This is a genomic window from Halococcus salifodinae DSM 8989, from assembly GCF_000336935.1.
GTDB lineage: Archaea > Halobacteriota > Halobacteria > Halobacteriales > Halococcaceae > Halococcus > Halococcus salifodinae.
This window is the reverse complement of record NZ_AOME01000051.1, coordinates 256,467-279,971: the sequence shown is the minus strand read 5'-3', so window position 1 is coordinate 279,971 and position 23,505 is coordinate 256,467. Positions and strand designations below refer to the sequence as shown.

Below are 23,505 nucleotides of genomic sequence, written 5' to 3'. Positions count from 1 at the left end.
CCGGCACACGCGTGGTCTCTCAGCACATGACCCGAGTCTTACTATGAGTACGGTTGACAAGCAGCTCGACGAGCTACAGGCAACGATAGTCGACGAACTCCCGAACGACATCTCCGTGTCGGACGTGACCTACGAGGGACCGGAACTCGTGATCTACACGCGCGACCCGAAGAAGTTCGCGCGCAACGGCGACCTGATCCGCAACCTCGCGGGTCAGCTCCGCAAGCGCATCACCGTGCGGCCGGTCCCCGACGCGCTCACCGATCCAACGACTGCACGCGAGCAGGTCATGAACGTGATCCCCGAGAAGGCCGATGTCTCCGACCTCGACTTCCACGCCGACACCGGCGAGGTCGTGATCGAGGCCGCCAAACCAGGCATGGTGATCGGCCGGCACGGCTCGACGCTCCGGGAGATCACCCAGGAAGTCGGCTGGACGCCCGAAGTCGTCCGGACGCCGCCGATCGAGTCCTCCACGGTTTCCAACGTTAGAAGCTTCCTCAAACAGGAGCGCGAGGAGCGCCGCGACATCTTGGAGCGGGTCGGCCGCCAGATCCACCGCGAGGAGATGGCCGACGACGAGTGGGTTCGGATCTCGACGCTCGGCTGCTGTCGGGAGGTCGGCCGCGCGAGCTTTATCCTCTCGACGCCCGAGACGAGAATCCTGATCGACTGTGGCGACAAACCGGGTTCGGACGACGCGCCGTACCTCCAAGTTCCCGAGGCGAACCCCCTGAATTCGCTCGACGCCGTCGTCCTCACTCACGCCCACCTCGATCACTCCGCGCTGATTCCCCTCCTGTTCAAGTACGGCTACGACGGGCCGATCTACACCACCGAGCCGACCCGCGACCTGATGGGACTGCTCCAGCTCGACTACCTCGACGTCGCGGCGAAAGAGGGCCGCAGCCCGCCCTACGACAGCGCGATGGTCCGGGAAGCGGTCAAACACGCCATCCCGATCGAGTACGGCGACGTCACCGACATCGCGCCCGACGTGAAGCTCACGCTCCACAACGCCGGCCACATCCTCGGGTCGTCGGTCGCCCACTTCCACATCGGCGACGGATTTTATAACGTGGCCTTCTCGGGCGACATCCACTACGACGATACCAGACTGTTCAACGGCGCAGTCAACGACTTCCCGCGGGTCGAGACGCTCGTGATGGAGTCCACCTACGGGGGCCGGAACGACTACCAGACCGATCAGGCCGACTCCGAAGAGAACCTGATCGAGGTCATCAACGAAACCCACGATCAGGGTGGCAAAATTCTGATTCCGGCCTTTGCGGTAGGGCGCTCTCAGGAGATCATGCTCGTCCTCGAAGAGGCGATGCGCACCGGGAAGATCCCCGAAATGCCCGTCCACCTCGACGGGATGATCTGGGAGGCGACCGCGATCCACACCACCTATCCCGAGTACCTTCGGGACGATCTCCGGGATCGCATCTTCCACGACGACGAGAACCCGTTCCTCGCACCCCAGTTCAACCACATCGACGAGGGCGACGACGAGCGCGAGGAGGTCGCCGCGGGCGATCCCGCGATCATCCTCTCGACCTCGGGGATGGTCACCGGCGGCCCGATCATGTCGTGGCTCGATCATCTCGGAGCCGACACCGACACCACGATGGTCTTCGTTGGCTACCAGGCCCAGGGCACCCTCGGCCGCCGCATCCAAAACGGCTGGGACGAGATCCCGCGCAACGGCCGCGGCCGTTCGGACACGCTCAACCTCGATTTCGACGTCGAGACCGTCGACGGGTTCTCGGGCCACGCCGACCGCCAGGGGCTGGAAAACTTCGTGAAGACGATGAATCCCAGGCCTGAAAAAGTGCTCTGCGTCCACGGCGACGAGTCGAGCGTCCAGGATCTCTCCTCGGCGCTGTATCACAACTACAACATGCGGACGTTCGCGCCGAAGAACCTCGAAACCTTCCGATTCAAGTGAAAGCCCTCGGCGTCTCGCGCGAGTAGCGAGGGACGCTCCGCGTCCCGCGGACCGTGCGAGCGGGCCGTAGGCCCGCGAGCAGACGAAGCGAAACGACGGCGCGCCTCGCCCTTTTCATGTCCACTGGAAGAGCGGAACTCTTCCAAGCCCTGCCTCGTGGTCCGAAAGACGCTTCGCGTCTTTCGTCATTGCAGGAAATCGGTGATTTCCTGCAAGCAGTCAGATTCCGTCGGAATCTGACGACATCACGAAACGGCTTCTTGGCGCGGCTTCGCCGCGCCAACGGTTCGAGGCGCGTAGCGCCTCGTTATCGCCGTTTCGAACGACTTCGCTCGTCAGGACACCAGGCTGCGCCGCACCGCAGTTGCGCGCGCCGGGAGCGTAGCCTCTGCTCACGGGCGGCGACTCGTACCGCAACCACTACGTTCCACTTGTGCGAGAGGTCAGCAAATGCGCCGTATCAATTCTCGACTCTGGCTTGCGGTTGCCACGCTCGTCGCGGCGATCGCCACGATCTGGAGCCTCTATCTCAGCCTCGGTCTCGGGCTGATCCCCTGCGAGCTCTGCTGGTACCAACGCATCCTGATGTACCCCCTGACTGTGATCCTCGGCGTGGCCGCGCTCGAAAACCGCCCCGGCGTCTACCGCAGCGCGCTGCCGCTGTCGGTTCTCGGGGCTGGCGTGGCGGCCTACCACTCGTGGTTCCAGGCCACGGCCGACTCCGCGACCTGCTCGGTCGGAAGCTGCGGCACCGTCCAGTACCAAATTCTTGGCCTGACAGTGCCAAACCTCTCGCTGATCGCGTTCGTCCTCGTTTCGCTCGCGCTGGTCGTCGCCGTCGCTCGCCGGTGATCCCTACTCCGCCGGCGCGTCGGCGGGATCGACCACCTCGCCCGTTTCGGGATAGACACCGACCTGATCGCAGAGATCAGCCATCGGACAGGCGTCGGGATCATCGAGACACGCCGGTTTGCGCGCGGTGCAGTACTCCCGCCCGAACTGGATCGAGGCGGTGTGGCCGAACCCACATTTCTCGGCCGGTACCTGGTCTTCGACGACCGCCCTGACTTCTTCGTGGTCGGCCTCGGGCGGCGCGATCCCGAGCCGGCGGTAAATGCGGTGGACGTGGGTGTCGACTGGAAAGACGCCCGCACGCCCGCCCGAAAACAGGAGCACGCAGTCGGCAGTTTTGGGACCCACGCCCGAAAAATCGAGGAGCGCGTCGCGCACGGTTTCGGGATCTCCCTCGGCAACGAACCCGTTGAACTCCTCCGCCCCACCGTATTCATCGACGATGCGCTCGGCGATGGCGATCATCGTCGCCGATTTCTGGTTGTAGAGGCCCGCCGACTCGATGGTTTCGGCGAGCGTGGGTTGGTCGGCGTCGGCGAGCGTGGCGGCGAGATCGCCGTCCTCCTCGCAGTACCGATCCATCAGCACGTCGTGGGCTGGTTGGCTCGCCTTGTCGCTCGTGTTCTGGCTCAGAATCGTGCGGACGAGACACTCGAAGGCGTCCTGGCCGCCGTAGGTCTTCTGCCAGTAGCGTTCGCCGAGCCGGTCCACCACGGCCTCGGTGCGTGTGTCGGCTTCGCGCTCCTCGAACGCCGTTTCGAGTCCACCGCCATCGGGACCCCCGCTGATGTTCTCGGACGGCTCCGCGTCGTTGCTCATGACGATGGGACGAGTGCCGGCCACAAAACGCTATTCGACCCGGAAGGTAGCCTGGAGATCCGCACCATCGGCGAGCGCCGCCACGAGGTTCCGATCGAGATCGGCGGCCGCCGCGTCCGCATCCACCATCACCGTCCGATCGTCGACGTACTCGCTCGTCCGACAGACCAGGCTCCGGTCGTTCGTGAATTCGAGTTCTGGATGGCCTCGCCCGCGGACCGTTTGGGTGTGATCGCCTGCCTCGAACGTCGCGGTGATCGTCGCGTCGGCGTCGCGACAGGCCGCGACGAACTCTTGATCGAAGTCGGCGGGCGTGCGATCGGCTTCGATCCCGATGATGCAGTCGCCGGCGGGCGTGAGGTAGTCGTCGCTCGTGAGTTCGAGCGTGCTCGCGTGCTGTGCGGTGACGTGTTCGTGGCCGCGCGCGTGGACGACTTCCTTCATGCGTTCCGTCGGCCCCGTCGGCGGTTAGGCGTGTGCCTTCGCGACCGTCACCGTGACCGCACCGCACGGACACTCGTAAGCGCGGCGCTCTCCCGACGGATCACGGAAGACGAGCGACGGCTCGTCCGGAAGGTCGCGGTCGCACTCGGCCGCCTCACACCTCGCGGCGAGATTCTCGAACATGGCTGTCGAACAGTCCCCAACGGGTATCAACCGATGCCATCCCCGGAGTGAAAGTGAAATAGCCCGAGACAAGCGACGACGGTGGCGCGGGCCTGGTGTCCCGACGAATGCCGGAGCACGCTTCGCGCGTGGTTCGAGGGAGCGAAGCTCCCTCGTCATCACGAAAGGCGCGAAGCGCCTTTCGAACGACTCCGAACCCTCGTTCACCTTCGGCTCACGAGAACGCAGCGAGTCGAGGCTCAGGAGAACAGAGTTCTCCTGGCGTCTCGTGTGAGTGAAACGAACACGAGGCTTGTCGGAGGTTTCTCTGACAGCGGATGAAGGGCGAGGCGCGCGAGCACAGCGAGCGCGCCGAGGGCTTCAGCGGTGCGAATAGAGAACGTCCGTGCGAGCGAAGCGAGCACGGTTCGCCGTGAGCGAACGAAGTGAGCGAGCGGGTGTTTTTAGTCCACCGGAAGATTCGCTTCGCTCACGGCTCGTTCCTCGCCGTTCGCATCGAGGTGCTCACTACGCTCGCACCTCGTGCCGCTCGTCTTCCGAGCCTCCGTTCGCCTTCGTCTTCGCGCGGCTCCGCCGCGCGAACGGTCCGCGGGACCTCCGGTCCCGCGCTACTCACGGAAACAGGTTTTTGGAAGGGGTTCGAGGGAGCGCGCGAAGCGCGTGACTGAGGGCTCCTTGTAAAAAAAGTGGGCTTCTAGTAGGTGAGGAGAACCCCAATCGCCTCCCGCGGGCGTTCGTCGAGAAGGCGATAGGCGTCGTCGGCCCGTTCGATCGGCACGCGATGGGTCACGAGTCGTTCAGCGTCGATCCGTTCGAGGAGCCGGCAGGCCTCGCCTAAGCGGCGTTCCTTCGACCACCGGCCGCGGTCGACGGGGTCGATGGTGCTGACCTGACTGCTCTGGAGGCGGATGCGACTCCGGTGGAAGGTCCCCCCGAGATCGAGGTGCATGGGTTTCGTGCCGTACCACGAGCCGATGATCACCTGGCCGGCGGTGCCCACGACGTCGATAGCGTCGTCGAGCGCGTCGGGCTGGCCCGAGAGCTCGTAGGCGAGATCCGCGCCACGGGGCGGCTCGTGGCCGTCGAGACGCGCGTCGAGGTCGTCGTCCGGATCGATCGCGACGTCAGCTCCGAGCGAGATCGAGAGGTCGCGTCGGCGCTCGTAGCCGTCGACGGTGACCAGCGTTTCGAGCGGGAGGTCGGCGAGCAACGCCGTCGTCAGGAGGCCGACGACGCCCTGGCCGAACACCGCGACGCGCTCGCCGAGTGCGGGCCGCCCGTCGAGAAGGAAGTTGACCGCGGCCTCGGCGTTCGCCAGCAGCGCGGCCTCGGCGTCGGAGAGCGTTTCCGGAACTTCGCGAAGCGCCGCCGGCGTGGTGACGAAGTGGCTCTCGTGGGGGTTGAACCCGAACACCCGGCGATCGAGCCACGCGTCGTCGACGTCGTTCCCGACCGCCGTCACGCGGCCGACGGCCGCGTAGCCGTACTGGAGCGGGTACTCGAAGTCACCGTCGAGGGCGTCGATCGACTCGTCGGCCGCCATCGATTCGGGCACCTGGCCGCGGTACACCAGCAGTTCCGTGCCGGCACTGATGGCCGACGCCGTCGTGCGGACCCGCACCTCCCCGTCGGCCGGTTCCGTGATCGGCATCTCGCGGAGCGCGATCTCGGTCTGGCCGGTGAAAAACAGCGAGCGCGCGGTCATCGGCGTCCCCAGCCACGGCCGACCGCCTGGCCGCGTGACGAGCCATCGAGCGGCCTGGGTCCGGCGCTTCGTCTCACGCTGGGGTTGCCCATGTGCGTCATCACGTCACACGATAGGAAGTATCTGTGTGTGTCGGAAGAACGGACGATTAAACGCCCACAACACCGAAGTCAGAACTACGTCAAAACGACGAATCATTGGAACGGCAGACGTCCGTCGGTCGAGAGGACGTCCGGAAGGTCACTGAGCGTCGAAATCCGAACGTCGGGCTCTCGGTACGGCGTCTCCGCGTCGTTTTCGACCCACACTGACGTCATCCCGAGCGTTTCGCCCATCATGAGGTCCTCGTTGTACTCGTCGCTGACGAAGGCGACTGGTTCGTCGCCCTCGGGAAGACACTCGAAGTACCCCTTTGGATGGGGTTTCGACCGTCGCAGGTCCGAAGAGACCACGAGATCGTCGAAACACTCGTGCACGTCGTGCTCCGAGAGAACCGTCTCGATCCATGGGCGCGCCATGTTGCCGAAGAGGACGAGCGTGTGATCGCGTGCGAGCTCCCGGAGGACGTCAACGTGTTCTTCGGGAAACTCGGGGTCGAGCCACGTTTTCTCGACGTACTCACGACACGCTTCGTGGGACGCCTCGGTGAGCGTCGAGAGGAGTTCGATGTACTCCGGGGTGCTCTGGACGAAGCCGTCACGAAACGCGAAGTAGGCGAGCCATCCGGGATACGGGTCGGTTTCGGGGTCGACGCCCAGAACGTGGGCGTGTTCGCGCTCGTCGCCGTGCTCGACGATGACACCGCCGTAATCGACAACGAGATGCATAGCTCTGTTGGATTTTCGGTTATCAGATCCGTTTGAACACGCCCTTCACGAGCGCGAGCGCGCCCTGATCCCACGCGACGCGGTGATCCAGTCCCGTGGCGTCGTCCTCGCGTTCGGGCTCCTCGTAGTTGTCGAGGTACCACTCGTAGGTCTCGACGAGCGCCTCCTTGTTCGAGTAGTTGGGCTCCCAGCCGAGCGATTTCAGCTTCTCGACCGACACATAGGAGTCCTCGTGGGCGGTCTCGTACACCCACGGATACAGCGGCGAGAGATTCAGCTTTTCGAGGACACGGAGCGCGAACACGGTGAGGGGCGTGGGTGTCCCGATCGTGCGTTTGCCGGTTCCCGCATAGTCGATCGGGGCCTGGAAGTCCTCTTTCATCGTGCCGAACTCGTCGGCACCGACGTTGAAGACGGTGTTCACGTCCGCTTCGTCCTTCGCGATCATGAACTCCATCGCACGGACGAGGTCGTAGACGTGCATGAGCTGGTACTTGTTGTTGCCCCAGCCAACCATCGGGACGTTCGCGCCCGATTCGATCCAGTCGAAGAGGACCTGAAAGACGCCGAGACGCTGAGGGCCGATGAACGTCTTCGGGCGGAGGATCGGCACGCACATCCCCATCCGGCGGAAGTCTTCACAGATCTTCTCGGCCTCGATCTTCGCCTCGCCGTACGCCCCGACGCCGTCGAGCGGCGACTCCTCGGTGATCGGGTGGGAGTCGTGGGTGCCGTAGACCGCCGTCGAGGAGACATAGACAACGCGATCGACGCCCTCCTCCTTCGCGGCCCAGAGCACGTTCCGGGTGCCGTCGATGGTGGTCTCGCGGATGCGCTGGTCGTCCCACAGCGGGAGCGCGGCGGCGGTGTGGACCACCGCGTCCGCGCCGGTCGACGCGATCGCCTCGCGGACGCTTTCCTCGTCGCGGACATCGCCTTCGACGTACTCGACGCCCTCGATCTCGTCCTCGTCTTTGAACGGCTTGAGATCGAGCGCGGTCACGTCCCAGCCACGCTCTTTGAAATACTGGCAGGTGTGGAGTCCCAGGAAGCCGGTACCGCCGGTGACCAGCATCGATCCTGGCTCCGCGAGTCGCTCGTCGCCTTCGGAGGGAGATGACATTATGTCGGCGTTGACGACCCGGTTTCAACTATCTACCGATACGACTTCGAGCACTCGTTCGGTGATTTCACCCGTTCGACCGCCCGACGGAGGGACGAAACGATCCGGAACGGTGCGTATCGATCGGTCAGGTTTATGGCTCGCGACGACACACGAGGGACAATGGCCGAGGCGCAGACACATCAGGCGAGCCTCGCACGGACCGCCGCCGGGCTCGCCCGCGAGATCCGCCCGTGGCAGTGGTACAAGCAGGCGGTACTCCTGATCGCGATCGTGTTCTCGGGCCGGCTGTTCGATCCCGTCGCGTGGGGGCAGGTCGCGATCGGCGTCGCGGCGTTCTGTGCGGTCGCCGGCGCGACGTACATCTTCAACGACATCAGCGACGTCGAGGCCGACCGCCGCCATCCCGAAAAGCGAAAGCGGCCGATCGCCAGCGGCCAGGTGAGTGTGCCAACCGCGGCCGCGTTCGGCGTCGGCCTCCTCCTGTTCGGGTTCGCGCTGTCGTACACCCTTGGAGGGTTGTTCGTGGTGATCGTGGCGACCTATCTCGTCCAGAACGCCGCGTACTCACTGTATCTGAAGGACGTCGTCCTCGTCGACGTCCTCCTGATCGCCTTCGGGTTCGTGCTGCGGGCGGTCGCGGGCGTGGTGGCGATCGGCGTCGCACTTAGCCCGTGGCTCGTGGTCTGTACGTTCCTCGCCGCACTCCTGCTCGCGCTCGGCAAGCGCCGCCACGAGTTCGCGGCGAGCGCGAACCCGGCCGAGACCCGCGCAACGCTCGACGAGTACACCCCCGAGACGCTCGATCAGCTGCTCGTGGTGGTCATCTCCACGCTCCTCATTTCGTACTCGATCTACACGTTCACGGGGGCGAAGCTCGCGATGATGCTCACGCTCCCCTTTGCCTTTTTCGGCGTCTTTCGATACCACCATCTCGTTCACACCACGAGCGGGATGGCCGCATCGCCGGGCACGCTCCTGTTCGACCGTCAGTCGCTGCTCAACCTCGCGCTCTGGGGGGTCGTCGCGGTCGTCGTGCTCTATGGACGCCCGCGGGCGTGGCTCGTCGGGCTGGTCGGATGAGTCGGTCGCGCTCGCGGTACGATCTTCAGGTCCACACCGACGCCTCGCCGTGCTCGGCGACATCGCCCGCAGCGGTCGCCCGCGCTGCCGAGAAAGCGGACCTCGATGGGATCGTCGTCACCGATCACGACACGCTCGAAAACGTCGAGCGCGTTGGGTCGTGTGCGCCCGACGATATCGATGTCGTCTCGGGCGTCGAGGTCACGACCACACAAGGCCATCTCCTCGGGATCGATGTCGAGCGCGCGCCCCCGCAAACCGACCCGCTTTCGGTGATCGACGACATCCACGACCAGGGCGGACTCGCGGTGCTCTCCCATCCGTTCGACGCGCTCCGCCAGGTCTACGACACCGATCTCGCCGAACTCGCGGCGGCGGTCGACGGCGTCGAGGCGGTCAACGCGCGGTGCGTCCGCGAGTCGTTCAACCGCGAAGCGCGCGCGTTCGCCGCCCACCACGACCTCGCGACGACCGGCGGGAGCGACGCCCACTTCCCGATGGAGGTCGGCCGCGCGTACACCGAGTGTGAGGGATCGCTCCGCGAGGCCATCCGATCCGGCACGACCGTCCCGCGCGGTCGCGGGCGATATCTCTCGGGCCACGTCGCCACCAAACTTCACCAGGCGCGCCGCGCGGCCGCGGGGTGGCGGTGATGGCGGAGTACCGCGAAACGGGCGGCTCATCCGATCAGCCGGGTGGCGCGGACCCCAGCGACGAAGCTGACGATCAGCCCGGACGGCTTCGGCGGTGGGTGAGCGAGCACGGCGTCCAGGCCACCGCGGTGCTCACGCTCGTGGTGTTCGGCGCGCTCTTCCTCTACGCCGACGCCGGGAGGGTCGTCGAGGCTTTCTCCCGGTTCGAGTGGCCCGCATTCGCCGCGGTGATCGGCCTCACTACCGTCGGCTACGCCTTCCGGTTCGGGAAGTGGGAGTTCTACCTCCGGGAACTCGGGGTCGACATCCCGCTGAAAACCAGCCTCACGGTGTTTTTCAGCGGGCTGATGATGGTCGTCACCCCTGGCAAGGCCGGCGAGGTCTGGAAGGCGTGGCTGCTGCGCGACATGGAGGGAACCCCAGCGAGCCTCACGACCTCGGTGGTCGGGGCCGAGCGCGTGACCGATCTGGTCTCGCTCGCCATGCTCGCCGGGGTCGGCGTCGTGGCCTACGGCCGCTCGCCCACGGTTCTCGTGGCGCTCGCAGTCGCCTTCGCCGCCGGAATCGGGCTGCTCCAGTGGCGCGCGGGCTGCCTCCGACTGCTCGATGCCGCCGAGTCGCTCCCGGTCGTCGGCGACTACGCCGCGTCGCTCGAACGGTTCTACGAGAGCACCTACGCGCTCTTCCGACTCCGGCCGCTTTCGGTGGCCACTCTGTTAGGGATCATCGCGTGGGGGCTCGAAGGCGTCGCGCTCTGGATCGTACTCGCGGGATTCGGCGTTGAGTCCGCGCTCCTCGTGGGAGTGTTCGTCTTCGCGCTCGGCTCCGTGATCGGCGCGGTCAGCATGCTTCCGGGGGGGCTCGGCGCGGCCGAGGCGAGCATGGCCGGTCTCCTGCTCACCTTCGGGATCTCCCAATCCGTCGCGGCGGGCGCGACGATGGTGATCCGGGTCGGCACGCTCTGGTACGCGGCGATCCTCGGGTTCATCGTGTTCTCGGCGCACAAGTATCTCGCCGACGAGCCGAGTCCCGACGCATGAGCGACGTGGTGACGGCGACAAACCTTGCTATCGCACCCCTCACCAGAGGTAGTCCCCGACGAGCTGCATCAGGAGTGCCTGTCCGAACACTGCGGCCGCGAGCAGCGCCTCACGCCGTCTCGTGGGGTCGGCAGCTCGGATCGCGGCGGCGACTGGAATCATCAAAAACGGATAGATGAACATCGCGCCGCGAGCGGTTTCGCCGGTGTGATAGACACCGACGGCGAACAGCCCGAGTAGCGATCCGGCCGCGAGCCCGAAGATGACGAGCGGCTCGCGGTCGAGCCTGCTGAGACCACGTGCGGACCGCCACAGCACACCCACCCCGCGAACCGCGAGCACCGCGAGCATCGGCGTGAAAAAGAGCGCGATCTCGGCGACGTTCTCGACTCGCGTGGTGAGATAGCGCAGCGGCTCGGCGAGCGGGAAAAAGCCGTTCGGGTTCTGCTGATGGGAGGCGGTCAGAAACGAGGCGATGTAGTCGTAGCCGAGGACGACGTTCACGAGGACATAAATTCCGAGCGACGAGAGGCCGATCACGACGAGCGGTGCGATGCGGTCGCGGCGCAAGAGTGCGAGCCCGACGAGTACAGGCCCCAAAAATACGGTCATGAACGTCTGGGAGGCGGCGACGAACAGGCAGACGAGCGTGCCGAACGTCGCCACGATCGGCGACTCACGGGTGAAGCAGTAGATCGCGCCGAGCGCCGCGACGGTGATGAGCGCATCGAGGGTCGTGAGGGAGTAGATCTGAACCGCGGGCAGAAGGACGAACAGATACGTGGTGTATTGGGCGACGTCGCGGGGGTAGTACGTCACGAGCAGTCGATGGAGGAGAAGTGCCGAGAGCGCGAGCGAACCGATCCCAACGGTGAGCGAGACGGCGCGGGTCGACGGGAGAAGCGTATCGAGCACCCAAAACGAGAGTACGGCCCCCGGCGGATGAGTCCGCGCGTGGAGCGGGAGCCCCAACTGGTTCGCCTCGAACGTCGTGACGAACGCGACCGGATCGGTGACCGTGACCGCCGCGCGGTAGTACGACCCGCCGTTGGCAATGGGTCTGATGAGTCCGGCCTGATGGCCCTGCGTGAGCGTGGTGAGTACGAGCAACACCGCCCCGGCGACGACGACCGGCCAGAGGCTGGTGCGATCGAACCAGAGGAGATACGCGGTCGCCACCGCGAAAACGACGACTGCGAGTACGACCAGCACCCCGACACGCGAGATATCGAGACGACCGAGCCGAACCGCGAACTTGCTGATCGGCCAGTGGATCGGCACCCCGACGTCGTTGTCGAGGATCGTGCGGTAGAAAAACCGGACGAAGACGTTGAAAAAGATCAGTGACGTGACCGTCACCCAGCCCGCGACGAGGATCTCACGGAACGAGAACAGTCCCGGGCGCGACCTGGAATCGGTGCCGCCAGCCATGTCCACCCCTCCGATCGATGGGGTTTAGGCACTTCCGTCTCGCCGCAAACACGATCGATCGAACGGTGCGGCCCGCCCGTGACTCAGGGACGGAAAACCCGTCCGTCGTTAGGCTCCGCCGCGACTTGCCGCGTCGGAGCCGGGCGTGTACTCCCACAACCCGTTCGCGCGCATCGCCTTGCCGACCCGCCGGTGCATCGTCTGAATGTCGTCGATCTCCTCGTCCTCGACGCCGTCGAAGACCTCGCGGAGGCTCACGACCCGTTCGTGGTTGAGCCGGATCGGATCGTCGCCGTGTGCATCGACGAACGCGGCGACGTCGAGCGGGAAGTCCTCTTCGTCGTCGACTTTCTTCGCCACGATCGCCTGTCCGTACTTGCGCATTCCCTCGCTGCCCTCCTCGCCGTCGGGATCGTGCGGCCAGTCAGCCATACCGGTCGATGGATCGGTCGGCGCAAAAGGGTTGCTGCTCGTCGTGCGTGGTCACGAGAAACGCGGTGGGGATGGGATTCGAACGACGGCCAGACGTTCCTGCTCGCTCACTTCGTTCGCTGTGCGGGCTGCGACTGGTCTACTTCGAATCCCAACGTCTCGATTGCTTGCTCACGTGGTTTGCTCGCGCACGAGGCGCTCACAGGATGTTCGCAAGCCATCGGTGGGGATGGGATTCGAACCCATGAGGCCATAGGCCACCTGTTTTCAAGACAGGCGCGATAGTCCACTCTGCCACCCCACCGCGATCGGGTCTATCGACCCACGCACCTAATCGCTGTCGGTGTCCGGTTTCGAAAGCGCGAGGTCGCCCTCGTTTTCGACGACTTCCAGACCGAGATCGTCGAGACACGCGGCGGTTCGCGCCGGCACTTCGCGGCCGGCACGCCGGCGCGCCCGGATCAGCGAGAGCGCGCCGATCATGTCTTCGCGGGTCTCGATGAGAGGGGCCATTGGGCCGAAGTCGACCTCGTGGCCGGCGTCGTGCGCACGATCGGTCAGTGTCTCGATCGCGGGCGGTGCGTCGGCGTCCTCGAAATCGATGGGCGACGCGAAGCCGGCGTAGTGAACCCGACCTGCCGACGCCGGCCCGAGCACGACGTCGCTCCGGCGAAGTTTCATCGCCATCCCGTCGAGGGCGCTGCGCGTCAGGAAGGGGACGGTGGGTTCGATCACCGCCACCGAGCCCGCGTCCTCGGTGTCGAGCAGATGGCTCACAGTGTTACCCATCCGGGCCGCGAACGTCGAGCCGATCTGGACCTCGTAGCGCGCTGCCCCTGGATCGTCGAGCGCCACGTCCGCGAGGTTGCGCACCGCACTCTCGGCGTCGTCAGCGTCCTCGCCGTCAGGCTCCCCTGGCAAATCTTCGTCGGATCGGTAGTTGACGAGCAGTTCGCTCGCGCTGGCTTCGACCGCCCGAAGGGTGTCGGCATACATTGCGGCGTAGAGATCGGCGGTCTCGGCTTTCGAGAGCGGTGTCGTCGCCGCCAGTTCGGTGAGAACGAGTCCTTCGTGCGGCGGATCACAGAGCACGGCGGTGGTGGGCATGGTCGGTATCGGCGTCGTGGTCCCTTCAACGACGCGGCTCGGGCGCGGTGGGGCCGAACTGTGGCTGCAGTCGCTATCGGTGCGACTGGTGGCGGTTTCGGCGGACCGCGAATCTTATCAACGATGGCCGTGTCCGAACGCGTGAGAACAATGGTCTCCGACAACGCGGCCGGTTCGTCGTGGGGCGTCCCACAGTGGCTCCTCTCGGGACTCAGCGCCGCCGACGAGACCGATCGGCCGACCGGGTCGATCCCGCTCTCGACCGAGACCGTCTGCGAGCTGATCAGCAACGCCCGCCGACGCGCGGTCATCCGCCACATCTCGGCGCTCGATCGCGACGAGAGCGTCCAGATGGGCGATCTCGCACGAACGATCGCCGGCGAAGAAAACGACATCGCGCCCACGGCGGTCTCGGCCGAACAGCGAAAGACCGTCTACGTCTCCCTGCTTCAGAACCACCTCCCGAAGCTCGATTCGGCCAGCGTGGTCGACTGGAACGACCGTTCGGGCGACATCGCCCACGGCCAGTCCGTCGACGAACTGGCGGCGCTGGTCGAGTCGATCGAACACGCCTGCGAGCCAGAACGCGAACACGAACCGGTCGCCTGATCGACCCCCAACAGCATCTCCGATGCACGCTTCACAACTCGCCGCCGCCGTCGTGGTTGCCGCGACGCTTCTTGCGGGGATCGGTGCGCTCGTAACGCTCGCGCTCTCGGCGCTCCAGCTTACGACCGTGATCGTCGTGGCGCTCGCCGCCCTGTACGTCGTGGCCGCGAGCGCAGTCGGCAGCCGTTCGCGGCGGTGGCTCGCGAACCCGTACTGGTGACTCGACGCGGAGAACGGCCGATCCGGACCGCCCGGCATCCGCGAGCAGAGTGCTTACCCGTACCGAGAACCAACACACACCTGTGAGGACACCCCAAGAACTGCGGACTGCCGACGATCGGGGTACCGTGGTCACTGAACACGACTACGACGACGGCAGCCTCGTCGCCGTGGATTTCGGGACCGCTCGCGGCGATCTCGCGGTCGACATCCTCGACGACACGGCGATCGTGATCGCCGGCGACGAGCAGTTCGAGTTCGAACTCCCCGCCGAGGCGAGCGAGGTCGCCGCCAACAACGGCGTGCTCACGATCACGGAGTGAGGCGGCGACGGGCGAACCGAACGCCTGCTTTCGCCAACTCCGCCGGTTCGCCTCAGTCGGTTTTCGTCGTCGCGTCCCCGTCCCTGGATTCCTGCTCGCGAAGTTTTCGGCGCTGTATCTTGCCGGTCGTCGTCTGGGGAAGATCCTCGACGAACGCGATCGCCCGCGGGTACTCGTACTTCGCGAGACGATCACGGACGTGTTGTTGGATTTCTTCACGCAGCCCGTCGGAACCCGACACACCCGCAACGGGCTGGACGAACGCCTTGATGATCTCGCCGCGGGTCTCGTCGGGGACGCCGATGACGCCGACCTGCTCGACGGAGGCGTGGTCGAGGATCGCCGCCTCGACCTCGCCCGGCCCGACGCGGTAGCCGCTCGTGATGATGAGGTCGTCGTCGCGGGACTTGAACCAGAGATACCCGTCCTCGTCGCGTGTTCCGAGGTCGCCGGTCAGATGCCAGTTTTCGACGGCGGCGGCCGCAGTCTTCTCGGGTTCGTTCCAGTATTCCTGAAAGATCACCGGGTCGTCGCCACGCCGGACGGCGATCTCGCCGGTCTCGCCGCGTGGATGCTGCTGGCCGGTTTCGGGATCGACGATCGCCACGTCGTGACCCGGCACCGGTTTGCCCATGCTGCCTGGCTGGGCTGGAAACCACTCTTGACTGTTGGTCACGAGCAGGTTCGCCTCGGTCTGGCCGTAGAGTTCGTTGACGACCACGCCAGCGAGTGTCTCGTCGGCCCAATCGAGGATCTCGGGTGTGAGCGGCTCGCCGCCCGAGCAGATCGCTTCGAGCGAGAGATCGTACCGCTCGGCCGGATGGTCGATCCCCATCAGCATCCGGATCGCCGTCGGCGGCACGAACGCCCCGGTCACGTCGAACTCCGCCAGCAGCGAGAACGCGGTCTCGGCGTCGAACCCTTCCATCGGGTAGCCGACGACAGGCTGGCCGTAGTGCCATGCGGGGAACACGAGGTCGCCGAGCGCACCGATCCACGCCCAGTCGGCGGGCGTCCAGTAGACACCATCGAGATCGTGCTCGAAGTACATCGCAAAGGCCGGACAGTGCCCGACCCAGACGCCGTGACCGTGGAGCACTCCTTTGGGTGGGCCGGTCGAGCCGCTGGTATAGAGGATGACCGCGGGCGTATCGGCGTCCGTTTCGGCGGTCTCGAACCCCTCGTCAGCGAGGAAATCGGCGAACGCGATCGCACCCTCGGTCGGCGTTCCGGCGTCCGCAACGTCACCGGGCGTGGCCTCGACGACGTGTTCCAGCGCATCGCAGTCGGGGGCCACGTCGAGCGCGGTCTCCGTCACGTCAGGGTCGGTGACGACGACCCGCGCACCGCTGTCGTCGAGGCGATAGCGCAGCGCATCAGTACCAAAGAGGACCGACAGCGGGAGCGAGATCGCGCCGAGCTTCCAGCACGCGAGGTGGGTCAGGACGTTTGCGGGGCGCTGGGGGAGAACGACCGCCACGCGATCGCCACGTTCGATCCCGCGCTCGGCGAGCCCGTTCGCGAGGCGATCCGAGAGCGCGTCGAGGTCGCCGAACGTGTACGTCTCGCGGCGGCCGTCGGGATAGGCTTGATAGAGTGCCGGCCGATCGGGGTCGTGCTTCCCGACGAGATCGTATGCGAGGTTGTAGTCGTCGGGCAGTCCCCACGCGAACCGCTCGCGCGCCGTCTCGTAGCTGTCGTCGTCGAGGGTGAGTGTCCAGGTCATTGGTCGTTGGTAACGTCAGTTGGGGTCCAGAAAACGGTTCGCCTCAGAGAAAGGCGAGCCGTGGTGATTCGATCTCGACTTCGGCCTCGGCCAGCGCGTCGCGCTCGGCGAGGATCTCGACGAGATCGGCCTGTTCGTCGCCACGGTTCGTGTTCGAGAGCGTCCACGACGTTTCGCCCTCAGCGTCGTCCCACGCGAGCGTCAGCCGTGCCCGTCTGGTCCGAGTGCCCTTGCGGAGTCGGAGTACCGTCACCGACGACAGCGGGACGACGAAGTTCCGTTCGTCGAGCCCGACGGCCGCCTCGATCGTCGAGCAGTCGTCGAGTGCGCGACGGGTCGACTCGCCCATGTCGGCCCGGAGGAGATGGGAACTGAACGACTCGCCGGCGAAACAGCAGGCGAGTCGATCCTCGCCGATCAGCACCTCCCAGAACTCCAGCGAGGTCGGCCGGTTCCGGAACCACTCGGTGAACCGTCCCTCGATGCCTGTCGATGGCTGCATCTCGCGCTGGCTCATCGCTCCATGATGGCGGCGACGTCCTCCGGAACGGACGAGTCGGACTGGGTGGCGAGCGAGACGCCGACGAACGCGACGATGGCCGCGAGCAGCGCGGCCGCGCCGACCGGCAGACCGGTGAACAGCCCGTCGTAAAAGTCGGTGATCGCGCCCCCGAACGCCTCGGCTCCCGCGGCCTGGCCGATCCGCGGCACCGCACTGAACACGATGTTGATCGCCATCCCGACGACGGCCGCGGCGATGGCTCCCTGCTTCGTCGCGCCCTTCCAGTTCATCCCGAGCGCCGCGATCGGGAAGATGGCGGCGGCGAAGAAGCCCCAGCCGATGGTGCCAAGGATGCCGACGAGTTCGTCGGAGAAGAAGACCACGAGCGTGGCCATCACGGTGAGCCCGGCGAGCGCGCCCTGGGTGACTCGGAGCTCGGTCCGGTCGTCGTCGATGGTGCGGCCCAGCGCGCGCGGGATGTCTCGGGAGATCGCCGCCGCGCCGATGTTGAGGAACGAGTCGCTAGTCGACATAATCGCGGCGAGCAGCGCGGCGAGGATCAGGCCGGCGACGACACCGGGTGTGTGTTCGAGGACGAACACCGGGCCAGCGATCGAGGCGCTCGCGGGGGCGGAGGTCTCGCCCGCCTCGACCATCGCGCGCAGCGATAGTCCTGTGGAGAGCGCAAGCAGGCTCGAAATCGCATACGAGATGGCGGCGATCGGCGCACCCCATCGGAGTATCTTGAGGTTCCGACTCATGTAGAACTTCGTGATGAGGTGGGGCTGGCCGGCCGCCCCGATCGAGAACATGATCCACCAGCCGAACGCACCGAAGATCGGCGCTGCGAGCGCCGCGTCGACGCCGAGGGAGCCAAAGGGCGAGATCAACGACGGATCGGCGGTCGCGAGGTTCCGCGAGATGTTCCCGATCCCGCCGCCGAAGGAGATCGCGAAGAAAAAGACGATGACCGCGCCAACGATCATCGTGATCGCCTGGACGAAGTCGGTCCAGACGCCCGCGATCATCCCGCCGAGCGCGCTGTACAGCAGGAGGATGAGTGCGCCGCCGAACAGCCCGTAGATGACGGGGATCCCGAAGATGGCGCGCATCACGTACTGGAGCGCGGCGAGATTGGTAGCGAGATACGCGATCACGCCGACGACGACCGCGATCGCGGTCAGTCCCCGGACCCACGCGCTCTCGTAGCGGACGTACATCCCGTCGGCGAGCGTGAGCACGTCTCTGACGTCCGCAAGGATCCGCATCCGCTTCGCGAGGACGACCCACGTGACGAGGAATCCGAGTGGAGCGGTCAGGAAGATCCAGAAGGAGGTGGTCCCGTAGGCGTAGATCAGCTCCGGCCCGCCGACGAACCCGAAGCCCGACTGGATGACCGAAAAGGCCGTCAGCGCGAGCACCCACGTCCCGATCGACTTCCCGGTGATGAGGAAATCCTTCGTCGATTCGGTTTGGAGATACCCCCACGCCCCGATGGCGAGCACCATCAGGAGATACACCGAGCCGAACAGCAACACGAACGGATCGTCGGCGACCGGGATTTCTGCCTGGAGGGGCAGCATTAGTCGTCACCCTCCCGAGCGGTCCGGTCGGGCACCAACGGGAGCCGCCGTCCCTCCTGGGCCGACCGCGCCCGCTCCATGATCCCGTCGACGATCTCGTCGCCGCCGATCGCGGGAAATCGTAGCGAGTAGAGGATCGCCCCGGCGAGCGGGACGAGCCAGATCAGTACGAGATACGCGAGCGTCGCCTGCGGGATCCCGAACACGTAGGTGTACTCGGTCTGGCCAGGCGACCAGAGCAGCCAGATCGCCGTCACGCCGGCGAGGAGCGTCGTCGCAAGCAGTGCTATCAGCCCCCTGTACGGGGCGAGATCGAGTTCGCGAGATCCGCGTTCGATCGACGAACTCGCGACGACACCGACGATGAGGAGCGCGGCGATGTACGAGAGGGCACGGAACGACCCCAGGATCGTGGCCACCAGCGCCCCGAGCGCGAGGACGCCGACCGCCGTCATGACTGTATTACGTGACACGGCCGTTCGTCAACGGATAGCGTGTTAAAGATGCGCATTAACATGTTAACCCACGATCGCAGCGCGATCGACGCCGCTGACGGCCGACAGTTTTGGCGACTGTGACCAGAACGAACCGTTCTCCGGAGAATGTCGTCGGCAGTCGATACCGAACCCGGCCGGCGGTCGATACCGATCTCAGTCCTCGGTCGACTCGGCGCTCGTCGGCGCATCGGCGGGGTCGTTCTCCGGGCTGCTTGGGTGGTAGTCGGTGTCGTACTCGCCGGCCTTCCCGTCGAGTCGATCGGGGTTGATCCGTCCCCCCAGGAGCATGAAGTCCACCATCGTGAGCGCGCACATCGCCTCGACCACGGGGACGCCCCGCGGCGGGAGGACGGGATCGTGCCGGCCGATGACCTGAGCGGTCTTCTCCTCGCCGGTCTCCCAGTCGACGGTGGTCTGCTCTTTCGGGATCGACGTCGGGGCGTGGAGGGTCACCTCCCCGGTGATCGGCTGGCCGGTCGTGATTCCTCCTTGGAGACCACCGTGGTCGTTGCCGACCGGAATGGGATCACCGTTCTCGTCGGTGGTCCAGTCCTCGTTGCGCTCGCTTCCCCGATACTGACGGGCTTCTTTCCCCAACCCGAACTCGAAGCTCGTGGCGGCGGGCACGCTCAACATTGCCTGGCCGAGTCGCGCCGGCACGGAGTCGAACCGTGGTGCGCCGAGGCCCCGGGGCGTGCCGCGGATCTCGAAGGCGATCGAGCCGCCGATCGAGTCGCCTTCCTCCTGATACTCGGCGATCCGCTCGCGCATCCGCTCGGCGGTCTCGGGGTGCGCACACCGGACCTCGTTTTCCTCCGTGTGTTCGCCCATCGCCTCGAAGCTCACCTCAGGACTCTGGATATCGCCGATCTGGTTGACGTGCGCTCTGATCTCGACCCCTTCGCTTGCGAGGATCTGCTTCGCGATTGCGCCGGCGGCGACCCAGTTCGCGGTCTCGCGGGCGGAGGAGCGCCCGCCGCCGCCCCAGTTGCGGGTGCCGAACTTCGCCGAGTAAGTGAAGTCGCCGTGACTCGGTCGGGGGGCGGTGATGAACGGCTCGTACTTCCCCGAGCGAGCGTCCTTGTTCTGGATCACCATGCCGATGGGTGTTCCGGTGGTGTAGCCGTCCTGGAGACCGGATTTGATGGAGACAGCGTCGGGCTCGCCTCGGCTGGTCGTGATCTGTGACTGGCCTGGTTTCCGCCGATCGAGTTCGCGTTGAATGTCTTCCTCGTCGAGTTCCAACCCTGCCGGACAGCCCGACACCGTGACTCCCATCGCCTCGCCGTGACTCTCGCCGAACGTGGTGACGCGGAAGAGCCGCCCGAACTCGTTGCCGTTCATGGATCGGAGTTGGCGCGCAGGGATTTGAAGGTTGCAATCCCACTTTTTTACAAGGGGTCCTCGGTCGCTCCGCTCCCTCGAACCCCTTCCAAAAACCTGGACTAAAAACACCCGCTCACTCGCGCTGCGCGCTCGTTCGCGGAACGCAGTCGCTGGAGTTACCGCACCGCGCCGCGACCGCCGGAGCCTTCACTCGATTCGTTTTACCCTTCGAGTTTACCAAGGACCGCACCGCCCACACGCCTCCCCAACCGATTCCTTCGCTCGGGCTTCGCCCTCGCTCACTCATCCCTCGCACGAGTCGCGCGTCTCCGACGCGCTCCCGCGCGCCACCATCAGTCCTGCAACAAATCGACCGTAGCGGCTGCGAACGGCACGAGCATCTCGTCGGGGTGCATCCCGCCGTGCATTCCGACGTAGGACAGCCCCTCGTCGGTCACGTCGGCGAACCCGTCGCGCGGAACCGCGAGCACGTCCGGACACCGCTGCTCGAACCGGTCGCTCGGCTCACGGTCGCCGAACAGGTCCGCGTCGAGCAGCTCCTCGCGGGTCATCACCACCGGGTCCAGCGGATCGAGACCCGCTTCGATCGCCTCGACGAGCGCGTCGCGGTGGCCCTCGCGGGCGTGGAACTGGAGGTTGCGGGGTCCACCGAGCGGCCGCAACGGATCGCCGTTCGCGTCCCGGCGAAGATGCTCGTCGAGGGCGACGTCTCGAAGATCGACGGTCGTCTCGGGCGTCGCGTCGACCTCGCCGTGATCGGCGGTCACGACGAGCAACGTCCGTTCGGCCACCGTAGGAGCAAGCAGTTCGACCACCTCCCGTTCCAGTGCGTCGAGGACGGAGCCGAGCTGGGCGTCAGTTTCGGGGTGAGCGACGCCGGCGTGGTGGGCCAGCGAGTCGACGCTCGGCACGTAGAGATAGCAGTACGTCGGGTCGGTCGCGGCTTCGAGTTCCTCGCGAACGCGGTAGGCACCCTGGGCGACGTTGTGGTAGTCGCGGTGGCGCGCGCCGCGGGTCGCCTGGCGAGAGTACGACGAATCCGCCTGGCCCGTCGGGGCGACGATCACCGAATCGCCGGACAGTCGGTCGTACACCGGTCGCTCGTCGACCAGCACCGAGGCGTCGGTGTCGTGGGTCTGCGCGATCGGGTCGTCGCCCGCGTCGGCGAACGGGAGCGTCTGGACCGTCGTCCCGAGTTCATCGAGATACGCCCACCAGCCGAGCACGCCGTGCTCGCAGGGCTGGGTCGTGGTGTTGTGCGCGGTGATCGCCGCCGCCGTCTCCGAGGGGTAGATGCTCGTCAGCGGCGTCACCGTCGCCCGCTCGGCGAGCGTGTCGAGGAACGGATGATCGGGCTGAGCGCGCCGGAAATGGTTCCAGCCGAACCCGTCGACCAGCGCAACGACGACGTGCTCCACTCCCTCAGTATCGACACCGTCGAACACGTCCTCAGGGAGCGGCCGCCTCGCGTCGTCGCCGAACAGCGACAGCACGGTGTCGGCGACGTTGCCGAAGCAGTAGTCCTCCCACGCGGGACGAACGAGGCCTGGCGCGAGTTCGTCCTCGCGGAGGGTGGCGGCGAGATCGGTTCGGAGCACGAGTCGAAATCACCTCGGTGGACAAAGAAGACACCGATCGGACAGATATCGCTGCCGTCCGCCTTCGCTGCTCACTCTGTGGTCTGCACATCCGCTCCCAGCCCCGCCAACTCCCTGAAGAAGTCGGGGAAGGAAACGTCGACGTGCTCCGCGCCCGCGATCGTCGTCTCGCCGTCCGCAATCAGCCCGGCGACCGCGAGCGCCATCACGATCCGGTGGTCGCCACGGCCGTCGACGCGCGTCCCACGGAGATCGGTGTCGCCACCGTGGACGGTGAGCGAACCGGGTGTCTCTTCGACCCGTGCGCCCATCTTTTCCAACTCCTCGGCCATCGCACTCACTCGATCGGTCTCCTTGTATCGGACGTGCTCGGCGTTCACGATCCTGGTTTCGCCGTCGGCCGCGGCCCCGAGCACCGCGAGCGTCGGCAGGAGGTCGGGGGTGTCGCCCACGTCGACCTCGACGCCCGCGAGTTCGGATCGGCCGACCGTGATGACGCCCGCCTCGCGATCCCACTCCACAGCAGCGCCCATCCGATCGAGGATTTCGACGATGGCGGCGTCGCCCTGGGCGCTCGGGGACGCACCGTGGACTTCGAGTTCCTCGTCGGCCGCGAGCGCACCCGCCGCGAGCAGATAGGACATGGAGGAGAAGTCGCCAGGCACGCGATACCGGCCGTCCGCCGCCGCGTAGGCTTGGCCGCCAGCGACCGCGAAGCCCGCGTCCGACGATCGGGTGTCGATCCCGAAGTCGGCGAGCACCTCGCGGGTGATCTCGACGTAGGGCGCGGACTTGAGTTCGGTTTCGAGGTCGATCTCGATTCCCTTCTCAGTACGTGCGCCGGCCAGCAGGAGCGCGGTCACGAACTGCGAGGAGACGTCGCCAGGCATCGCGACCGTCCCGCCCTCGATCGGCCCGCCGACGACGAGCGGTGCCTGGCCGTTCGCGCGCGTGCTCTCGGCGCGGCCCCCGAGATCCTCGATCGCCGAGAGGAGCGGACCGTGCGGGCGCGAGCGCAGCGATTCGTCGCCGGTGAGCACGGTGAGACCGTCGCCGAGCGCCGCCGCCGCGGTCACGAGTCGGATCGTCGTGCCGCTGTTGGCGCAGTCGATCACGTCCGCGGGCGTTTCGGGTCGCCCGCCGAACCCCTGGATCGAGAGTCCGTCGTCGGTTTCGGTGACGTCTCCGCCGTAGGCCTCGACGGCGCGCATCGTCGCCCGGGTGTCGGCGCTCACGAGCGGGCGTTCGACCAGGGTCTCCCCGTCGGCGTAGCCCGCCGCGAGGATCGCCCGGTGGGTGTAGCTCTTCGACGGCGGCGCGTCGACCCGTCCCCCGACCGCGGATTCGCGGATTTCGGCGTCCATGATCGCCCGCACGGACGGGGATGGTATAGGGATTGGCAACAGAATTCGTATTCCGATTTGTGTGCTCTCTCCAGCGGCCGTCAGAAA

The 23,505-nt window shown here is 66.2% G+C and carries 24 protein-coding genes and 1 tRNA gene; 8 read left to right on the top strand and 17 right to left on the bottom strand.

Annotated features, from left to right (window positions below; genetic code table 11):
- Positions 1 to 43 precede the first annotated feature (43 nt).
- Positions 44 to 1,951 (top strand): beta-CASP ribonuclease aCPSF1, encoded by a 1,908-nt coding sequence (locus tag C450_RS08635; RefSeq protein ID WP_005042676.1) that lies wholly within the window; start codon positions 44 to 46, stop codon positions 1,949 to 1,951.
- Between the two features lie 450 nt (positions 1,952 to 2,401).
- Complete coding sequence (locus C450_RS08630) at positions 2,402 to 2,803, top strand: disulfide bond formation protein B (RefSeq protein ID WP_005042673.1); 402 nt, start codon at positions 2,402 to 2,404, stop codon at positions 2,801 to 2,803.
- Positions 2,804 to 2,806: 3 nt separating this feature from the next.
- On the opposite strand, the gene C450_RS08625 is transcribed toward C450_RS08630, so the two are convergent.
- From C450_RS08625 to C450_RS08605, 6 genes are all read right to left on the bottom strand, one after another.
- Entirely contained in the window at positions 2,807 to 3,622 is an 816-nt protein-coding gene (locus tag C450_RS08625) for an endonuclease III domain-containing protein (RefSeq protein WP_049909970.1), read from the bottom strand.
- 30 nt (positions 3,623 to 3,652) lie between these two features.
- Entirely contained in the window at positions 3,653 to 4,066 is a 414-nt protein-coding gene (locus C450_RS08620; protein ID WP_005042668.1) for a DUF371 domain-containing protein, read from the bottom strand.
- A gap of 24 nt (positions 4,067 to 4,090) precedes the next feature.
- On the bottom strand, positions 4,091 to 4,249 hold the full coding sequence (locus tag C450_RS22360) for a hypothetical protein (protein WP_005042666.1): 159 nt from the start codon (positions 4,247 to 4,249) through the stop codon (positions 4,091 to 4,093).
- A 694-nt stretch (positions 4,250 to 4,943) separates the two neighbouring features.
- Positions 4,944 to 5,954: a zinc-dependent alcohol dehydrogenase gene (locus C450_RS08615; RefSeq protein ID WP_005042664.1), complete on the bottom strand. Its 1,011-nt coding sequence runs from the start codon at positions 5,952 to 5,954 to the stop codon at positions 4,944 to 4,946.
- A 194-nt stretch (positions 5,955 to 6,148) separates the two neighbouring features.
- Positions 6,149 to 6,781: an HAD family hydrolase gene (locus C450_RS08610; protein ID WP_005042663.1), complete on the bottom strand. Its 633-nt coding sequence runs from the start codon at positions 6,779 to 6,781 to the stop codon at positions 6,149 to 6,151.
- 22 nt (positions 6,782 to 6,803) lie between these two features.
- Positions 6,804 to 7,904: an NAD-dependent epimerase/dehydratase family protein gene (locus C450_RS08605; protein ID WP_005042661.1), complete on the bottom strand. Its 1,101-nt coding sequence runs from the start codon at positions 7,902 to 7,904 to the stop codon at positions 6,804 to 6,806.
- A 162-nt stretch (positions 7,905 to 8,066) separates the two neighbouring features.
- Between C450_RS08605 and C450_RS08600 the strand changes: the two genes are divergently transcribed.
- The 3 genes from C450_RS08600 to C450_RS08590 are packed head-to-tail and all read left to right on the top strand — an operon-like array spanning position 8,067 to position 10,680.
- Positions 8,067 to 8,987, top strand: a complete 921-nt coding sequence (locus C450_RS08600) for a UbiA prenyltransferase family protein (RefSeq protein ID WP_049910015.1) — start codon at positions 8,067 to 8,069, stop codon at positions 8,985 to 8,987.
- Positions 8,984 to 9,640, top strand: coding sequence for a PHP domain-containing protein (locus C450_RS08595; RefSeq protein WP_005042657.1), 657 nt, complete (start codon positions 8,984 to 8,986; stop codon positions 9,638 to 9,640). Before C450_RS08600 ends, C450_RS08595 begins: the two co-directional genes overlap by 4 nt.
- Positions 9,640 to 10,680 carry a lysylphosphatidylglycerol synthase transmembrane domain-containing protein gene (locus tag C450_RS08590; RefSeq protein ID WP_049909968.1) on the top strand — a complete coding sequence of 347 codons (1,041 nt, stop codon included), beginning with the start codon at positions 9,640 to 9,642 and terminating at the stop codon, positions 10,678 to 10,680. The genes C450_RS08595 and C450_RS08590 overlap by 1 nt, the downstream gene beginning before the upstream one ends.
- Before the next feature lie 39 nt (positions 10,681 to 10,719).
- Here the strand turns inward: C450_RS08590 and C450_RS08585 are convergent, their stop codons facing one another.
- The 4 genes from C450_RS08585 to C450_RS08570 form a co-directional block, all read right to left on the bottom strand.
- Complete coding sequence (locus tag C450_RS08585) at positions 10,720 to 12,111, bottom strand: hypothetical protein (RefSeq protein WP_005042651.1); 1,392 nt, start codon at positions 12,109 to 12,111, stop codon at positions 10,720 to 10,722.
- A 108-nt stretch (positions 12,112 to 12,219) separates the two neighbouring features.
- On the bottom strand, positions 12,220 to 12,543 hold the full coding sequence (locus tag C450_RS08580) for a DUF5785 family protein (RefSeq protein ID WP_005042650.1): 324 nt from the start codon (positions 12,541 to 12,543) through the stop codon (positions 12,220 to 12,222).
- A gap of 221 nt (positions 12,544 to 12,764) precedes the next feature.
- Positions 12,765 to 12,847, bottom strand: a tRNA-Ser gene (locus C450_RS08575).
- Between the two features lie 26 nt (positions 12,848 to 12,873).
- Positions 12,874 to 13,650, bottom strand: a complete 777-nt coding sequence (locus tag C450_RS08570; protein WP_005042647.1) for a DUF2064 domain-containing protein — start codon at positions 13,648 to 13,650, stop codon at positions 12,874 to 12,876.
- Between the two features lie 150 nt (positions 13,651 to 13,800).
- On the opposite strand from C450_RS08570, the gene C450_RS08565 reads away from it, so the two are divergent.
- The 3 genes from C450_RS08565 to C450_RS08555 all read left to right on the top strand — a co-directional run bounded on the left by C450_RS08565 (position 13,801) and on the right by C450_RS08555 (position 14,801).
- The gene (locus tag C450_RS08565; RefSeq protein ID WP_005042644.1) at positions 13,801 to 14,259 is read left to right on the top strand and encodes a DUF7344 domain-containing protein; all 459 of its coding nucleotides are present in this window, start codon (positions 13,801 to 13,803) and stop codon (positions 14,257 to 14,259) included.
- Positions 14,260 to 14,281: 22 nt separating this feature from the next.
- Entirely contained in the window at positions 14,282 to 14,479 is a 198-nt protein-coding gene (locus C450_RS08560; RefSeq protein WP_005042642.1) for a hypothetical protein, read from the top strand.
- Between the two features lie 82 nt (positions 14,480 to 14,561).
- Positions 14,562 to 14,801: a DUF7127 family protein gene (locus C450_RS08555; protein WP_049909967.1), complete on the top strand. Its 240-nt coding sequence runs from the start codon at positions 14,562 to 14,564 to the stop codon at positions 14,799 to 14,801.
- A gap of 52 nt (positions 14,802 to 14,853) precedes the next feature.
- On the opposite strand, the gene C450_RS08550 is transcribed toward C450_RS08555, so the two are convergent.
- From C450_RS08550 to aroA, 7 genes are all read right to left on the bottom strand, one after another.
- Positions 14,854 to 16,527 carry an acyl-CoA synthetase gene (locus C450_RS08550; RefSeq protein WP_005042636.1) on the bottom strand — a complete coding sequence of 558 codons (1,674 nt, stop codon included), beginning with the start codon at positions 16,525 to 16,527 and terminating at the stop codon, positions 14,854 to 14,856.
- Between the two features lie 43 nt (positions 16,528 to 16,570).
- A complete protein-coding gene (locus tag C450_RS08545) occupies positions 16,571 to 17,044 on the bottom strand; it encodes a hypothetical protein (protein ID WP_005042634.1) in 474 nt (157 codons plus the stop codon).
- Positions 17,041 to 18,612, bottom strand: coding sequence for a sodium:solute symporter family transporter (locus C450_RS08540; RefSeq protein WP_005042632.1), 1,572 nt, complete (start codon positions 18,610 to 18,612; stop codon positions 17,041 to 17,043). Before C450_RS08540 ends, C450_RS08545 begins: the two co-directional genes overlap by 4 nt.
- Positions 18,612 to 19,085, bottom strand: a complete 474-nt coding sequence (locus C450_RS08535) for a hypothetical protein (RefSeq protein ID WP_241430291.1) — start codon at positions 19,083 to 19,085, stop codon at positions 18,612 to 18,614. The genes C450_RS08540 and C450_RS08535 overlap by 1 nt, the downstream gene beginning before the upstream one ends.
- 177 nt (positions 19,086 to 19,262) lie before the next feature.
- Complete coding sequence (gene aroC / locus C450_RS08530; protein ID WP_005042629.1) at positions 19,263 to 20,453, bottom strand: chorismate synthase; 1,191 nt, start codon at positions 20,451 to 20,453, stop codon at positions 19,263 to 19,265.
- Positions 20,454 to 20,788: 335 nt separating this feature from the next.
- Positions 20,789 to 22,054, bottom strand: a complete 1,266-nt coding sequence (locus C450_RS08525) for an alkaline phosphatase family protein (protein WP_005042627.1) — start codon at positions 22,052 to 22,054, stop codon at positions 20,789 to 20,791.
- Between the two features lie 71 nt (positions 22,055 to 22,125).
- A complete protein-coding gene (gene aroA, locus C450_RS08520; RefSeq protein ID WP_005042626.1) occupies positions 22,126 to 23,418 on the bottom strand; it encodes a 3-phosphoshikimate 1-carboxyvinyltransferase in 1,293 nt (430 codons plus the stop codon).
- Positions 23,419 to 23,505 lie beyond the last annotated feature (87 nt).

Bases quoted from the DNA above. Each gene is read 5' to 3' on its own strand.
- C450_RS08635 (WP_005042676.1), top strand. From the start codon at position 44: ATGAGTACGGTTGACAAGCAGCTCGACGAGCTACAGGCAACGATAGTC.
- C450_RS08630 (WP_005042673.1), top strand. From the start codon at position 2,402: ATGCGCCGTATCAATTCTCGACTCTGGCTTGCGGTTGCCACGCTCGTC.
- C450_RS08625 (WP_049909970.1), bottom strand. From the start codon at position 3,622: ATGAGCAACGACGCGGAGCCGTCCGAGAACATCAGCGGGGGTCCCGAT.
- C450_RS08620 (WP_005042668.1), bottom strand. From the start codon at position 4,066: ATGAAGGAAGTCGTCCACGCGCGCGGCCACGAACACGTCACCGCACAG.
- C450_RS22360 (WP_005042666.1), bottom strand. From the start codon at position 4,249: ATGTTCGAGAATCTCGCCGCGAGGTGTGAGGCGGCCGAGTGCGACCGC.
- C450_RS08615 (WP_005042664.1), bottom strand. From the start codon at position 5,954: ATGACCGCGCGCTCGCTGTTTTTCACCGGCCAGACCGAGATCGCGCTC.
- C450_RS08610 (WP_005042663.1), bottom strand. From the start codon at position 6,781: ATGCATCTCGTTGTCGATTACGGCGGTGTCATCGTCGAGCACGGCGAC.
- C450_RS08605 (WP_005042661.1), bottom strand. From the start codon at position 7,904: ATGTCATCTCCCTCCGAAGGCGACGAGCGACTCGCGGAGCCAGGATCG.
- C450_RS08600 (WP_049910015.1), top strand. From the start codon at position 8,067: ATGGCCGAGGCGCAGACACATCAGGCGAGCCTCGCACGGACCGCCGCC.
- C450_RS08595 (WP_005042657.1), top strand. From the start codon at position 8,984: ATGAGTCGGTCGCGCTCGCGGTACGATCTTCAGGTCCACACCGACGCC.
- C450_RS08590 (WP_049909968.1), top strand. From the start codon at position 9,640: ATGGCGGAGTACCGCGAAACGGGCGGCTCATCCGATCAGCCGGGTGGC.
- C450_RS08585 (WP_005042651.1), bottom strand. From the start codon at position 12,111: ATGGCTGGCGGCACCGATTCCAGGTCGCGCCCGGGACTGTTCTCGTTC.
- C450_RS08580 (WP_005042650.1), bottom strand. From the start codon at position 12,543: ATGGCTGACTGGCCGCACGATCCCGACGGCGAGGAGGGCAGCGAGGGA.
- C450_RS08570 (WP_005042647.1), bottom strand. From the start codon at position 13,650: ATGCCCACCACCGCCGTGCTCTGTGATCCGCCGCACGAAGGACTCGTT.
- C450_RS08565 (WP_005042644.1), top strand. From the start codon at position 13,801: ATGGTCTCCGACAACGCGGCCGGTTCGTCGTGGGGCGTCCCACAGTGG.
- C450_RS08560 (WP_005042642.1), top strand. From the start codon at position 14,282: ATGCACGCTTCACAACTCGCCGCCGCCGTCGTGGTTGCCGCGACGCTT.
- C450_RS08550 (WP_005042636.1), bottom strand. From the start codon at position 16,527: ATGACCTGGACACTCACCCTCGACGACGACAGCTACGAGACGGCGCGC.
- C450_RS08545 (WP_005042634.1), bottom strand. From the start codon at position 17,044: ATGAGCCAGCGCGAGATGCAGCCATCGACAGGCATCGAGGGACGGTTC.
- C450_RS08540 (WP_005042632.1), bottom strand. From the start codon at position 18,612: ATGCTGCCCCTCCAGGCAGAAATCCCGGTCGCCGACGATCCGTTCGTG.
- aroC (WP_005042629.1), bottom strand. From the start codon at position 20,453: ATGAACGGCAACGAGTTCGGGCGGCTCTTCCGCGTCACCACGTTCGGC.
- aroA (WP_005042626.1), bottom strand. From the start codon at position 23,418: ATGGACGCCGAAATCCGCGAATCCGCGGTCGGGGGACGGGTCGACGCG.